Source organism: Pseudomonas sp. Fl4BN1 (assembly GCF_009908285.1).
Lineage (GTDB): Bacteria > Pseudomonadota > Gammaproteobacteria > Pseudomonadales > Pseudomonadaceae > Aquipseudomonas.
In genome coordinates, this window is the sequence record NZ_JAAARM010000020.1 from 43588 (window position 1) to 58087 (window position 14500).

The following is a 14500-nucleotide window of genomic DNA, read 5'->3' on the forward strand; positions in this document are numbered from 1 at the left end:
GACAGGTCTTGTTCCAGAGGTAGGACTCTCCGGTTCGAGACCCTTATATGTGTTTGGGAAATCAGTGATGACATACAGCAACAGCTTCCTGGAGAACCTGACTCGAAGCTCGATCCGGCTGAACAGGGGGCTGCTGATTCTATTGGGCCTGGCGTTGTTACTGCTCGCGACACTCTATTGGGCCACCCAACGGCTGGTCGAAGAGCAGAACAGCACGGTACGGTTTCACTTCGCCCGGCTGATGGAAAACATCCAGGAGCAGGAGTTGTTTCTCCGGCGAGTGGCAGCAAGCAGTTCAATCAATTCGCTGATGGCTGGCGATCAGCGTCCGTTGTACCTGCAACAGCCCCTGCCCGGTGAAGGACACGATAGCTATGAAGGCCAGGAGTACCCGTATTCGATTCCCTTCAGCCTCAACTTCAATCACCAGCAACTGGCCGCCAGCGAACTGCCCAAGGTCTTTACCCTGGGCATGCACCTGTCGACCTTCTACAGCGCCTTCTGGTCGACCTCGCACTATCCCGCGCCCCGTACCTTTGTGTTCAATACCTTCGGCAATTTCGACATCAGCGTGCCCGCGGCGCGGCATATGCGCGGTAATCCCTGGAGAAGCGATGCCCGCTACAACAGCGTAGTGGAACGGGTGCTACGGCATCTGGCGGTGAAGAACAATGGTTTCCCGGACAACCAGGTCTACTGGGAAAAATACCACCTGCCCTCCTCGACGGATGTCGCTCCCAAGCTCTTGGCGTACATCAACCTGCACCTGGCACCGAACCAGTTGCAGATCCGTGGGGCGAACAATTGGATGGTGGTGGCGTCGCTGCTCAACCTGGACGAAGTCAACAACATCGAACGCCTCCTGGAATGGTCGATCTACGATGAGTTCACCCTTATCGAGCCTTCCGGCATCGTCCTCACCGGCTCCCAGGACCCGGCCAAGGTCTTGCATGAGGGCCTGAACTTCGGCTTGCACGGGATGATCCTCAAGGTAACCAGCCACACGCCAGCCCTTTGGACCGGGCTCTACACCATCAGCTACAAGAGCTATTTCGACTACGCCTTGTGGGCCCTGCTGAGCCTGCTGGTCCTGGCGGTGGGCGCTGTGGCCTGCGGCTGGGCCGCCAGCCGCTGGTACCGCGACAAGGTAGTGGCGCCGGCGCAACTGGCCCACCAGACCATCGCCGAGAGCGAAGCTTTCAGCCGGGTAGTTATCGATACTGCCCCCGCGGGCTTGTGCGTGATGCGCCGCGACAACTTCAAGGTGTTGCTGGAAAACCATCAGGCCCGACAATGGCAAGGTACGGCCGAACTGTTGTCATTGCTGGAGCAAGACCCGAGCATGATCGACAGCAGCGAAACCGCCCTGGACGTCAGCGGGCGACACCTGCAGGTAGGCTTGGTCTCGACCCGCTACCAGGGCCAGGACGTTCTGCTTTGTGCCTTCAATGATGTCACCCATCACGTTGAGGACGTCCAGGCGCTGGAACAGGCAAGGCGCTCGGCGGATGCCGCCAACGAAGCCAAGACGCTGTTCCTGGCCACCATGAGCCACGAGATCCGCACGCCACTATACGGCGTGCTCGGCACCCTGGAACTGCTCGGCCTGACCCAGTTGGACCCACGCCAGAGCGATTACCTGCAAACCATTCAGCGCTCCTCCAGCACCTTGTTCCAGCTGATCAGTGATGTTCTCGATGTGTCCAAGATCGAGGCCGGCCAGATGAGCATCGAGCCGCTGGAGTTCTGCCCGCTGGACATGGTGGAGGATGCCCTGCACACCTACGCGGCCTTTGCCGAGCGTTGCGGGCTGATGCTCTATGCCTGTATCGATCCGAACCTGCCGAACCTGATGCTGGGCGACGCCACGCGGATCCGCCAGATTCTCAACAACCTGCTGAGCAATGCGATCAAGTTCACCGACAGCGGCCGGGTGGTGTTGCGCGTCCGGGTGCTGGAACTCAAAGAACAGCAAGCCCAGATCGAATGGCAAGTCACCGACACGGGCATCGGCATCTCATCCTTGCAGCAACCGCAACTGTTCGATCCCTTCTATCAGGTCCGCGACGCGTCTACCGAAGCCGGGGCTGGACTAGGGCTGGCAATTTGTCAGCGCCTCTGCGAAATGATGAATGGGCAGATGCAGGTGGTCAGCGAACCGGGACTGGGCAGTAGCTTTTCTCTGCGCCTGGGCCTGCAATACCTGCCAGGCCCCCTGCCCGGCACCCAGCCCTTGCCCGATGGGCCGCCGGTGTATGTGCGGGCCCCCGTGCCAGAGCTGATGAAAAGCACCTGCGACTGGCTCAACCGCCTGGGTATCCAGGCGTTTCCGGCACCGGTCAACTGGGAAGACAAACCGCAGGACCGGCTGCTCATCGACATGCTGCCCCGGGACACCATGCCCCGCTGGCCCGGCCCCTGCGTCAATGCAGACTCCACTGGACACTACAAACACAATGATCAAGCAACAGAATGGGCCGTCGACGCCCACGATATCCGCGCCATCGCCCTGGCTGCATCCCTGGCTCGCCAGGGGCACCCCCTGCACATGAACCGCCGGGAGAACGGCACGTTGCAACAATTGGACCTGCGCATCCTGGTGGCGGAAGACAACCCGATCAACCAAGCGATCATCAAGGAGCAACTGGAAGCCCTGGGGTGCCAGGTGACCCTGGCGGACAATGGCGAACATGCCCTGGAGCTGTGGCAACCACAGCGGTTCGACATCGCCGTGACCGACGTCAATATGCCGATCATGAACGGCTACGACCTGGCCAGGGAACTGCGCAGACGCGATCCCCGGCTGCCGATTATCGGGGTCACCGCCAATGCTCTGCGCGAGGAAGGCAGCCGCTGCCTGGCCGCGGGGATGAACACCTGGATCGTCAAACCGATGAACCTGCAGACCCTGCGTGGACAGCTGTCGAAACTCTGCGATGCCCCCACCCGGCGCAATCCAGCGCCTATCAAGGCCGCGCCGCTGGTAAAAAAACCACCTGTGGCCCAGATCAAGCCTGTGGCAGCAGGCCCCGCAGACGATAATATTCAGGTTTCAGAGAGGATGCGGCCGCTGTTCCTGAGCACCATGCACGAAGATCTGCAGCGGCTGAATGATGCCCTGGAAAGCGGCGCCGCCAAGACCGCCGCCGAGCGCCTGCACAGCATTGCCGGGGCCATGGGCGCAGTGCAGGCCGCTACGCTGGCCAAGACCTGCGCCAAACTGGAGTGTCAATTGCTGGAATCCCCGCTGACTCCGGCCCTGGAGGGGCAAGTCAGGCAACTGATGCTGCGCTTGTCCGGACTTCTGTTGCCCCTTGAATAATGGCCGCCAGGGTTTAATGTACCGGCAGCCTCACGTTTCCTTAACTAATTAGCGTATTACACGGGTGTGTTTGCCATGGAAAAACTGAAAGTAGTCATTGCTGACGATCACCCCATTGTGCTTCTCGGAGTTCGCGAGCTGATGGAGCGCAACGATCGCTTCGAGATAGTCGGTGAAGCCATGTGTTCCGAAGGCCTGATCCAGTTGCTGGAGGCGCAACCGGTCGACATCGTCATCACCGACTACAACATGCCTGGAGACTCACCTTACGGCGACGGTCTGAAGTTGGTGGAATATATCAAGCGCAACTTCCCCAGCTTGCAGATCCTGATCCTGACCATGATTTCCAATCAACTGATCCTCACTCGCCTGCACGAACTGGGGGTGGTGGGAGTGATCCAGAAGAGCCAGCTGCATGAAGAAATCCAGGTCGCCCTCAAGGCCATTGCCCAGAACGGCGTCTACCGCAGCCTGGAGCCCGCCTCCAACTCGGTCATGGAATCGAATGTAGCGATCGACGAACGTATTTCCACCCTGTCACCCAAGGAGTTCGAGATCCTCCGCCTGTTCGTGTCCGGAAAAAGCGTCAGCGATATCGCCCGGAGCCAGAACCGCAGTTCGAAAACCATCAGCGCACAAAAAATCTCCGCCATGCGTAAACTGGAAGTGCAGAGTGACCAGGATCTGCTGACCTACTGCATTGGCCGCAACATCTTCAACTGAACTGCCCCTTTGGAAACCCATCGAAAATGGATATTTCGTCATCACGCAAAACCAACGACCTTTTGGACCTCGAGCGCCTGCAAGGTGCCTGGGAGCAGACCGGCATGGAAGACAGCGGCGTCAGCAACCCACCGGACGAGCATAGTGCTCCAGGGGCCCTGACCCTGTTCGAGGGCAATCAGTTTCGCGTGATAACGGTTGAGGGTGAGTTGCTGCTGGCCGGGTGTTTCACCCTCGACAGCAGCACCACACCCAAGTCGATCACCTGGATCGACGCCATCGGGGCCGATGCGGGCAAGCCGTTGCCGGCCAGCTACCAACTGACGGGCGATGACTTCGTGTTCATCGCCGCCGATGAGGGCCAGCCACGGCCGACCCGATTCAGCACCGGCCCGGGCCAGACCCTGCGCCGCTTTGTCCGAGCCCCTCAGGGCCGCTGAACTTCGCACTCGGCCTCAAGCCCGCTGCAACCCTCCTTTGCCACCTCGTTCCAGCACCCGCGTGCTCAGGTCTCTAGCTGGAGGCCAACGGCACGCGGAGGGAATCGACTGCCCACCAGCTCGGCAAGAGCTGACGCACCCAGGGCTCGGCGAAACGGTCGTCGATCAACAGCACCACCCCGCGGTCCGCCTGGCTGCGAATGACCCGGCCTGCCGCCTGCACGACCTTCTGCAACCCGGGGTACAGGTAGGTGTAGTCATAACCCGAACCGAACAGCGCAGCCATGCGCTGCTTCATCTGCTCATTCAACGGGTTGAGCTGCGGCAGGCCGAGCGTGGCGACGAAGGCGCCAATCAGCTTCGACCCCGGCAAGTCGATACCTTCGCCAAAGGCCCCGCCAAGCACCGCGAAACCGATGCCTTGCCCATCGGCGCGAAACTGTTCGAGAAACCCCTGGCGCGACGCTTCATCCATGCCCCGCGATTGCAGCCACAAGGCAATTCCTGGGTGCTCGCGGGCCAGCAACTCGGCCACCTGCTGCAGGTAGTCGAAGCTGCTGAAGAATGCCAGGTAGTTACCCGGCCGCGCCGCGAACTGACGGGCCATCAGCTGGACAATGGGTGCCAGCGACGCCTGCCGGTGGACGTAGCGAGTGGAGATGCGGCTGACGATATGCACCTCCAGTTGCTCGGCGGCGAACGGCGATTCGACATCCAGCCACACCGTTGTCTCCGGCAGCCCCAAGAGGTCCGCGTAGTAATGCCGGGGATTGAGGGTGGCGGAAAACAGCACGGTACTGCGGGCCGCCGTCAAGCGTGGCCCGATCAACGCCGCCGGCACCACGTTGCGCAGGCTCAGGCGCGACAGGCTGCGTTTGGCACTCAGCGAGCGCTTGCTGATATCGAAGATGAATTGCTGCTCGTCGAACAACTCGGCCACCCGGGCAAACTGCAGCAGTTCGAAATACAACCCATGCAACCCACTGTCCAGGCCCTGCGGCTGTTCGTTGAAGTAATCCCCCAGGGCTGCCACACAGAGCCCTAGGGCCTTGAGCAGCGCCGTGGGTAGCTGGTCGTAGGCCTGATACGCCGCGAGCTGCTCCTTGTGCAGGGCATTCCATTCCCGGTTGAGCCGTTGCAGCGAGCTTTTCAGCGCCTGGGGCGCACTCTTGCGCACGCTGTCGAGTTGCTGCTGATCGAGGCTGGCGCTGTACATGCCACGACCGCGCTCCACCAGGTTATGCGCCTCGTCCACCAGCACCGCGACCTGCCATTGATTGGCCTGGGCCAGACTGAACAGCAAGGCGCTGAAGTCAAAATAGTAGTTGTAGTCGGCCACCAGCAGGTCGCTCCAACGGGCCATTTCCTGGCTCAGGTAGTAAGGGCAGACCTGATGCTCCAGGGCCACTTGCCGCAAGGCCTGGCGATCCAGCATCGGCACCTGGCTGGCGGCCTGGCGTGCCGCTGGCAGGCGCAGGTAGAAGCCCTTTGCCAGCGGGCAGGACTCACCGTGACAGGCTTTGTCCAGGTGCTCACAGGCCTTGTCCCGAGCCACCAACTCCAGCACTCGCAATGGCAACTCGGACTGCCCGGCGAACAGTACTCGGGCCGCATCCAGGGCCAGTTGCCGCCCCGGAGTCTTGGCGGTGAGGAACAGCAGCTTGTCCAGTTGCTGTGGGGCCATGGCCTTGAGCATCGGAAAGATCGTCCCCAGGGTCTTGCCGATCCCGGTGGGTGCCTGGGCCAGCAGGCAGCGGCCGGTGCTGACCGCCTTGTACACCGACTCGGCCAGGGGCCTTTGCCCTCGTCGAAATTCGGCGTGAGGAAAGCTCAAGCTGCGGGTGGCTTGATCCCTGGCGGCACGATGCCGCATCTCCTGCTGTGCCCACTGCAGGAACACTGCGCAGTGGTGATTGAAAAAGGCCTCCAGCGCCTGGGCGCTGCACTCCTCGACCAGCGCGGTTTCCTGTTCGCTGAGAATGTCGAAATACACCAGCGACACCCGGATGCTCGGCAGTTGCAGGCTCTGGCACAGCAACCAGCCATAGACCCTGGCCTGGGCCCAGTGCAACTGCCGGTGGTTGTCGGGCATGCGGGCCAGGTCGCCGCGGTAGGTCTTGATCTCCTCCAGCAGGTTCTGCGCCGGGTCGTAACCGTCCGCCCGGCCCTTGACCAGCAGCTCAGCGTATTGGCCCTCCAGGGCCACCTCGCTCTGGTAACCGGGATTGCGTCGGGCCGCCACGGTGCGATGCCCGGCGATTCCCTCCTGGGCGGTCGGCGACGGGGTAAAACGCAGGTCAAGGTCGCCGGTCTTGGCGCTGAACTCGCACAAGGCGCGCACCGCGATGCGGTAGCTCACGTCGCAGGGTCCTGCCATTGCACATAACACACCGCCACCGGCATCTGGTGCTCCTCGCAAAAGTCCAGCCAGCGCAGTTGGTTATCCTGCAAGCGATCCCCCGGGCCCTTGACCTCGATCATGCGGTAGGTCTTTTCCTCGGGCCAGAACTGGATCAGGTCCGGCATGCCGGCGCGATTGGCCTTGATGTCCAGCAACAAACGCTGGAACCAGAGCTTCAGATGCTCGGCCGGCAGACAATCGAGGGCCTGCTCCAGCAACGCCTCGCTCAAGGCGCCCCAGAACACGAAGGGCGATTGCAGGCCCCACTTGGCGATAAAACGCTGGCGGATACTGTCCCGATAACGGCCATCATCCAACTCCTGCAGGCAAGCCTGGAACAGTTCGCTGCGCCGCTCATGGAAGTCTTCGCTCAACAGGTCCACCGGCCCGCGTTGAAACGGGTGGAAGAAGGCCCCCGGCAAAGGCGCGAAAATTGCCGGCCAGCAAAGCAGCCCGAACAGCGAGTTGATCAGGCTGTTCTCCACGTAGTGCACCGGCACCCGGGGCTGGTGCAGATGGGCCTGGACATGCAGCTCTACCGCCCGCTCCTGCTCGTCACGGGGCAAGCACAGATCCAGCCGCGCCACTTCACGACTGACCACTCGGGGCAAGGGCGGCCCGCCCAGCTTGCGGCGCAGCCGGGGCAGCATGCGCAACAGCTGCTGGGCCTCGGCGGCGCTCTGCGGCGCGGCCGCTGCCTGCTCCGCCAACGCCAGGGCCGCCTGGTACTCGGCGCTGCGCTCCAGCACCCGGATCAGTCGCTGGCGTGCGCCGGGGTACGCGCATTGCTGATAGATCTCTCGGGCCAGTGCCCAGTCCGCCAGGCGCTCGCAATGCTGGCCCAGCAGGAACAGCAGCTTGCCACGGCGTTTTTCCAGCCAGGGGTTGGCGCTCCTGAACGCTGCGATGCGCTCCAGCACTCGGGGCAGTTCAGTACCGGCCTCGAACGCTTCCTGGCACTCATGCAAGTAGCAGAAGCCTTCAACGTCGTCCCGACTGCGCAGGCCCCGGGCGTCGGCGCTGATCTCGACGGTTTCGTAGCTGTAGATCCCCAGGTCCGCCAGCACGAACTCCGACCAGTCCTGGTAGAGGTTGCCGAAAAACATCAGCCGCAGGCGATCACACAACGGCATCAGCGTCAGGCTCAGGAGCCGGTCTGCAAGCTCGGGGCACCATTGGGAGAAAGCCTGCGGCATCGGATACAGCGCCTGCAGCGACTCCAGCCACTGGTTCTTCTTGGCCTTGGCCTGGAGTCCTGCGGCCTTGAAGCTCTGGAGGATCTCGGCTTTCTGCAGCAGGCCGAACAACTCCTCCAGGGTCAGTGGCGCCTGCTCGTCGACCCAGCCCAGTTGCAGCAGCGGTTGCAGCGCCTGGGCGCTGTCGCCGATCTCCGGGTAGCTGAGCTTGCCCAGGCGAAAATGCCGTCCCTTGCGCATCACCATGCGCACCAGCAATGCCTGGGACGGCTGGGGCAGAAGCGCGAATTCGTCGATAAAGCTCTGCTCTTCGGCGCTCAATACATCGGCATAGCGCTGCTTCAGCCAGTTCAGCACTTGCTGGAAGTTGTGCAGGTAATAGAGGGGATTTTCGAGAGGGTTGGAAGTCACTGAACGAAGACGCCACGGCTGGATCAATACTGGTTATGCGTACAGATAACAGCCGGCACCCGCCCTGGCAAACACTATTGGATAAATGGCGGGGAGAAGATTTTTCCAATGACCTGGCGAACTTTCGTCGTCTTCACTACACCAAGGGGCCATGACTATAGTGTCCGGCTAACGCGGATACCCCCACCGACAAGAGGTCTGTATGAATGTGAAGAACCTGGGATTGCTCCTGGCCACGCTCGGCGCCCTGGCCTTGGCCGGCTGTGCCTCACCGACCGTGGTGACCCTGCAGAACGGTACTCAGTACCTGACCCGGGACCAGCCCAAGACCAAGAGTGCGGATGGTTTCTATGAATTCCAGGACATCTCCGGCAAGACCATCCGGGTCAAGGCGGACGATGTGGCTACCGTCCGCCCGGGAAAATGACTGAACAACGCGCTTCAGTGCATCCAGGAAGAGGCCCCCTGCCCTGGTTCACAGAAAAAGCCCTGCAACTGGCCACGCTTTGACAGCTCGTCACGCACCTGGTGGCAGCGCTGGCGCTCGCGAGCATTGGCGTTGTCGATGCTGATGTTGCCAGTGAGGTCCGGCGCCTCGCCGTCCTTCAGGCGAAACTGCGCCCAGGGTTGTTCCGGCCCCACCTGGAAACGACTGGGGGCCGGCTCCTCGGTAATGGCTGGCGCGGGCAAGCCCTGCGGTAACTGATCCGCGGTGATCCCATAACGTTTCAAAATCGAGCTGTGAGGCAGCTCATCGGCGGATGCCATGAATGCCCACAGGGCCAGCATCAGACCGCTCGCACACCTCTTGCTATTACTCACTGTCAATACTCTCCTGCCATTACTTTGAATCGACTGTTACTGAATCCTTGTCGCCACTGCCGCAGGCAGCGGCTACAGAATCTTGCGTACCTGTAGTAACGCGCTGACCGGCTTCAGCTTTACGGGGATTGGAGTCCTTAATTGACCAAATGGTCACTTTTTTTCCCGATGGATGACGCGAGGCCCATTGCGAGCCCCACGCCACGGGTGCATCAGGCGAGGATGATGCCCGAGCCGTTGAGATGCTCGAGGCTGACGCCCACCAGGGTTACCGAATCCTGACCGAAGGTCAGGACCGTGTCATTGCCACTGCTGCTGGCATGGGCCCGATAGTCCTGGCCTGGCAGGACGCCGGTCACGCCCATGAACACCAGCTTGTCACCGCTCTGGTAGCCGAGGATCCGGTCCTGGCCAAAATGCCCGTTGAACAGGAAGGTATCGTTGCCACCTCCTGACTCCATCAGGTCATTGCCGGCGCCGCCGACAAACACATCATTGCCCTTGCCACCAATCAGGTGATCGTTGCCGTCCAGGCCAAACAGCCAGTCACCGCCGGCATGGGCCCTGAGCACATTGTCGCCGCCATCGCCTTTCACCGAAGAGGCGTACTGGGTCAGTTGGTTGCCAACCTTCAACCCCTGGTCAGTGACTTGATGCAGTACATCGTCCTTGAACAGGCCCCAGAGGAACCCCGGTTCCTTGCTCTGGATCGCCCCGATGTCGCGGGTAATGCTGATCCCGCCGTTGGCGTCGCGTACATACAGGGTCCCGGCGCCATCGCTGGCAAAGCTGTAGTTCTTCACTGACTGCTGCAGGTCCAGGGTATTGCTGCCCTTGCCGCCAAGGATGATGTTGTAGCCGCCGTCGTCGCGGAAAGTGTCATTGCCGTCACGGCCCTCCAGGTAGTCATTGCCGCGTCCGCCCTGGATCAAGTCATTGCCGTCGCTGCCAATGATGAAGGTGCTGCCCTTGTGAGGGTCGGCATTGCGGTTCAGGTCCTGGACCCAGGTACTGGCCCGGGCCGGATCTGACAGGTTAGCGACGACGATGGTCGAATCCTTGCTGGTGAAGTCGTAGAACTTCGACTCCAACACCCGAGTCAGGCCGTCGCCGTAGCCGGTGGGCAGGTGGGAAATCCAGGTAGGGATGTTGAGGATCGAAAAGGGCAGCACGTTCCACAACGTCGAGGCGTAATGGTCGTTGAAGTTGACGATGTTATTGGTCGCCGAGTCCTGATGGGCATCGTGGACCAGCAGCGACGACAGGTTGAAGGTGGAGCCGTCGAGGGCGCGGAACACCGGGTCATTTTCATAACCGATATTCAGCACCTTGTCGCTGGCGCTCTGGGTCGGCGAAGCGTAGGCGATGTAGTTGGAGTCCTTGTAGAACCCGGACCAGCGCTCAGTGCTCAGGTCCGCCAGGCTGTTGACTGCGATCCCGCCCAGGCTGTGGCCGCTGACCAGGATGTCCTTGCCGGACAGGCCATTGGCCTGGGCAAAGGCGGCAACATCCCCGAGCAGCTTGCCGAAAGCCTCACCGGCATAGTTCTTCGCGTAGTCCTTGGGTCCCAGGGCTGCCAGCAGGTCGTTGATCACATCACCGATGGAGTCGCTGATCAGCGATTCCCGCGGCCCGCTGGTGCCACGAAAGGCGATGCCAATGGAGCTCAGGTGGCCCTGGGCATCGTACTTGCCGAGGATCTCCACCTGGGCCGTGCCGTAACCGGCCTGCTCGCCGAAAAAAGTGCCCCGGGCATCCACCTTGCCGGTGTAGCCCAGTTGCTGGGCACTGAGGGTCGACCAGCCAGCCTGATGCAGGGCGTCCTGGGCGGCCTTCTCCGAGTCGGGATTCCAGGGAATACCTGGAATCACCCCCTGGGAGCTGGTGCTGCCGATCAGTGCAGTGACCAGGGTTGCCGGCAAGCCAAGGCCGAAGCCATTGTGCTGGTAGCCCTCGGCAAAGCCGTTGTCGAGGTTGTGGTAGGAGTACAGGGTGATTGCCATGGCGTCGGAAAACAGCGCCTTGGAGTCATCTGCAGTGAAGTTCTTGTAGTCAAACACACCCATGGTATTGCCTCTCTATTTGTTGGAATTGTCAGAGATAGCTCCGGCCACCCACGTCCGTTGCCGAGCGTGGGTGACGCGGTACAACACCTTTCAGCGGTTGCGCTGGATTCAGAACGCCCAGTCCAGGGTCAACCCGACCCCATGGCTCTTGTCCTTGCTGCCCAACACGCCGTTGTAATCCAGATTGACCCGGGCCCCGCGACCCAGGGCAACCCCTGCTCGTGCACCGATCACTGCGGCGTCACGCTCCAGGGACAGACTCTGTACGTTGTATTCCCCTCCTCCAGCGGCAAAGGCCAAGTGCTGATCGGACCCGGTGGCACTCAGGTTGTGCTGCCAGCCCAGGGTTGCGGACAGCTCCAGCGCTTGCCCGTTCGCCAGCGGCAGGCGCTGGCCGGCGCGCATCCCCAGGGTCGAAAGCCAGGCCTCACGTTGATCGTCAGAGCCTTTGAGCGCCGTGGCGCCGCCGCGTTCCTTGAAACTGTCACTGCTGACATGCACATAGGCCAGATTGGCAAAGGGCTCCAACAGCACCGGGGCCAGTTGCCACTGCCACGCTGCCTCACCGAACAACTGGGCGCTGCGAGCATCGCGCTTGGCCTTCTGCCGATCGGCGACTGTGTCGTACTGCAACTCACGCTTGCTCTCGATCCGGTGCCAGCTGTAGCTGCCGCCCAGGCCCAAGCGCAACGCATCGAGTTGCTGGCCCAGGTAAGCCCCCAGGTGATAGCTGTCGACCTTGGCCGAGGAATGAGTGCCATCGCCCATGTTCAGCGAACTGTCACTGTAGCCGCTGAACAGCCCCAGGCGCGTGTCGTCGTCCAGGGCGCCATCGACCCCGACCAGCAAACCGCCAATCGAGGTGCTGTAGCGCGCGTGAGCGGCGTCGCCATCAGCCTTGCCCCAGGCCCCCAGGGTCTTGAGCCAGACGCCGTTATCCTGGCCTTGCGCGCCACGTGTGAGTGCCACGGGCTGCTGTCGCAGGCGCTCACCCACGGCATCGCGCAAGTAGCGGCTGTCGTTGAGCAGCAGGCTGCCAATGGCTGGGTGAATTTCTCCAGACAACTGCTGGAAGGCTTGCTGGGCACTGGTGGCCGAGTCCACCAGCAGCAGGCTTTCATACACCGGGTTGCCGGCCCCCAGTTGCTCGGTAGCGGCGGCCACTGAACGCTGGTTCGGCGTCAGGCCGAGGCTGCTGAAGGAGGTGGCGTTGCGCACCACCGCCAGTTGCACGCCGGCGGCCGTGTAGTCCAGGTTGCCGCCAAGGAACAGCGAGTTGGCCTGGACCACGCCAAAACTGCCCTGGATGCCACCGACAGCATCAATGATCTCGAACTGATGCCCCAACAGGCTCGGCACCCGTTGCTGACTCAGCAGGCCGGGGCCACTCTCCAGCACCAGGGACAGCGTGGCCCCGCCGAGCTGCGCCTGGCCATCGGTGACCAGGCGGTCGCTGGCGCTCGGTGACAGTTCGACCGCGTAGGTCGAACCCGGCAGGAAGGTCACGTCCGAACTGACGTACAGGGTGCCGATCGAGTTGCCCGGGGCCACGGTCGCACCCGCGTTGACGGTGAGTCCGCCGACCCGCCCGGTACCACCGAGAATCCCGCCGGCGTTGACCGTCACCGCCGACACCAGCGAACCGTTGACCGCCAAGCGCCCCTGGTTGACCAGGGTCGGGCCGGAATAGCTGTTGCTGCCGCCAAGCACCAGGGTGCCGATGCCCTGCTTGGTCAGGCCGCCGTGGCCACTGATGTCGTTGTTCCAGAAGTCCAGGCCGCAACTGATGTCGTTGCAGCGGCGCTCGGTCGGCTTGCCCGCATCCACCAGGGCGCCGACCCCCGGTAGCTCGGCGACGAACTGGGTCGTGCCATAAGCGCCCGCAACCCGCAACGCCTCGGGAATATCCTGCTCGGTGACCAGCATCCCCGGGCCATGGATGCCCTTGTCCAGGTTGATCATGCCCCAGCCGTACAGCGAGTCGATGCCGGGGGCGCCGAGGTCGGTGGCGGTGGTGCGCAGCACGCTGGCGATCTGTGCGCTGTTCATGTAGGGAAAGCGCTGCATCAACACCGCGGCGGCGCCGGCGGCGTGGGGCGCGGCCATCGAGGTACCGTTCTTGTTGGCATAACCCAGGGTCATGTTCTCAAGGCTGGTACCGCCAATCACCGAGCTGTAGATCCGCGTGCCGGGGGCCGAGACGCAGAAGCTGGCGGTGTAGCCACAGCGTGAGGAAAAGCTGCTGATGACGTAGGGATCGGCACTGGCGCTATCAGGATTCTGTTGCAAGGCGGCCACGGTCAACCAGCTGGGCGCGATGTCCGGGACGAAATAGGCCAGGCCGGCGATGGCGTCCGGGTTGTTCAGGTTGTAGTCGTTGCCGGCAGCGAAAATCGTCATCACACCGCCGCGGGCGGCGGCGATGGCGCCGTCGTAGGCGCCCCCCGGCAAGGTCCCGAGCAAGGGCTGGATCTGGGTAAACTGGGCGCGCGCGTCATCCAGGGTGAAGTGCGCGAGCGCCAGGTTATGGCCGTCCCGGCTGAAACGGTCAGTAATGCCGATGCCCCAGCTGTTGTTGATGATTCGCGCGCCGCTGGCCACCAGGCCGTCCCAACCCGCCTTGTATACCGCGCCATCATTGCCCAGGACGATGCCATCCTCCGGGCCCGGGTCACCGTTGTCGGCGCTGATGATCTGCGCATCGTAGGCCACGCCGTGCATTGCCCCGCCATCGCGGCTGCCGGCGGCGATCCCGCCCACATGGGTGCCATGAGAGCCGAGCTTGCGGTCCGAGCCCAGCGAAGGGCTGCCGTCATAGCGAAAGGCATCGCCGGCATTCACCCGGATATAGGGATCGGTGTACTGGCGGATGCCGCTGGTGATCAGAGTCACCACCTTGTCCGCGCCGGAGAACTCTGGATGCCGCGCATACACCGGCTGGTCGAAGATCCCCAGCTTGATGCCCTTGCCGCTGTACCCGGCGGCATAGGCGCTGTCGGCATGAATCGCCCCCAGCCCCCAATCGGCCTTGAACTCGGCGCTGCGCCAACTGCCAGCATCACCCGAGCGGCCGGTTTCCACATAGGGTTGTGCCTGGGCCGAGCCCATCAGCGCCACCC

Annotated in this window: 9 protein-coding genes; 4 read left to right on the plus strand and 5 right to left on the minus strand. The window is 62.4% G+C overall.

What is annotated here, in order from left to right:
* The first annotated feature begins 67 nt into the window (after positions 1-67).
* From GV818_RS21550 to GV818_RS21560, 3 genes are all read left to right on the plus strand, one after another.
* Positions 68-3322, plus strand: a complete 3255-nt coding sequence (locus tag GV818_RS21550; protein ID WP_161777464.1) for a hybrid sensor histidine kinase/response regulator — start codon at positions 68-70, stop codon at positions 3320-3322.
* Positions 3323-3397: 75 nt separating this feature from the next.
* Complete coding sequence (locus GV818_RS21555) at positions 3398-4045, plus strand: response regulator (protein WP_161756388.1); 648 nt, start codon at positions 3398-3400, stop codon at positions 4043-4045.
* A 26-nt stretch (positions 4046-4071) separates the two neighbouring features.
* Positions 4072-4485 (plus strand): TIGR03067 domain-containing protein, encoded by a 414-nt coding sequence (locus tag GV818_RS21560; protein WP_161777465.1) that lies wholly within the window; start codon positions 4072-4074, stop codon positions 4483-4485.
* Positions 4486-4558: 73 nt separating this feature from the next.
* Here GV818_RS21560 and GV818_RS21565 read toward each other — a convergent pair whose 3' ends face one another.
* Positions 4559-6844, minus strand: coding sequence for an ATP-dependent DNA helicase (locus GV818_RS21565; RefSeq protein ID WP_161777466.1), 2286 nt, complete (start codon positions 6842-6844; stop codon positions 4559-4561).
* Positions 6841-8493: a VRR-NUC domain-containing protein gene (locus tag GV818_RS21570; protein ID WP_161777467.1), complete on the minus strand. Its 1653-nt coding sequence runs from the start codon at positions 8491-8493 to the stop codon at positions 6841-6843. Before GV818_RS21570 ends, GV818_RS21565 begins: the two co-directional genes overlap by 4 nt.
* Before the next feature lie 202 nt (positions 8494-8695).
* Between GV818_RS21570 and GV818_RS21575 the strand changes: the two genes are divergently transcribed.
* On the plus strand, positions 8696-8920 hold the full coding sequence (locus GV818_RS21575; RefSeq protein WP_161777468.1) for a YgdI/YgdR family lipoprotein: 225 nt from the start codon (positions 8696-8698) through the stop codon (positions 8918-8920).
* 14 nt (positions 8921-8934) lie between these two features.
* On the opposite strand, the gene GV818_RS21580 is transcribed toward GV818_RS21575, so the two are convergent.
* From GV818_RS21580 to GV818_RS21590, 3 genes are all read right to left on the minus strand, one after another.
* A complete protein-coding gene (locus GV818_RS21580) occupies positions 8935-9315 on the minus strand; it encodes a hypothetical protein (RefSeq protein WP_161756384.1) in 381 nt (126 codons plus the stop codon).
* Between the two features lie 212 nt (positions 9316-9527).
* Positions 9528-11381 carry a polyurethane esterase gene (locus tag GV818_RS21585; protein ID WP_161756383.1) on the minus strand — a complete coding sequence of 618 codons (1854 nt, stop codon included), beginning with the start codon at positions 11379-11381 and terminating at the stop codon, positions 9528-9530.
* Between the two features lie 108 nt (positions 11382-11489).
* Positions 11490-14489: an autotransporter domain-containing protein gene (locus GV818_RS21590; RefSeq protein WP_161777496.1), complete on the minus strand. Its 3000-nt coding sequence runs from the start codon at positions 14487-14489 to the stop codon at positions 11490-11492.
* Between the last annotated feature and the right edge of the window lie 11 nt (positions 14490-14500).

What these genes read in the sequence shown, in the direction of transcription:
- GV818_RS21550 (WP_161777464.1), top strand. Translation starts at nt 68, where the DNA reads ATGACATACAGCAACAGCTTCCTGGAGAACCTGACTCGAAGCTCGATC.
- GV818_RS21555 (WP_161756388.1), top strand. Translation starts at nt 3,398, where the DNA reads ATGGAAAAACTGAAAGTAGTCATTGCTGACGATCACCCCATTGTGCTT.
- GV818_RS21560 (WP_161777465.1), top strand. Translation starts at nt 4,072, where the DNA reads ATGGATATTTCGTCATCACGCAAAACCAACGACCTTTTGGACCTCGAG.
- GV818_RS21575 (WP_161777468.1), top strand. Translation starts at nt 8,696, where the DNA reads ATGAATGTGAAGAACCTGGGATTGCTCCTGGCCACGCTCGGCGCCCTG.
- GV818_RS21585 (WP_161756383.1), bottom strand. Translation starts at nt 11,381, where the DNA reads ATGGGTGTGTTTGACTACAAGAACTTCACTGCAGATGACTCCAAGGCG.
- GV818_RS21590 (WP_161777496.1), bottom strand. Translation starts at nt 14,489, where the DNA reads ATGGGCTCGGCCCAGGCACAACCCTATGTGGAAACCGGCCGCTCGGGT.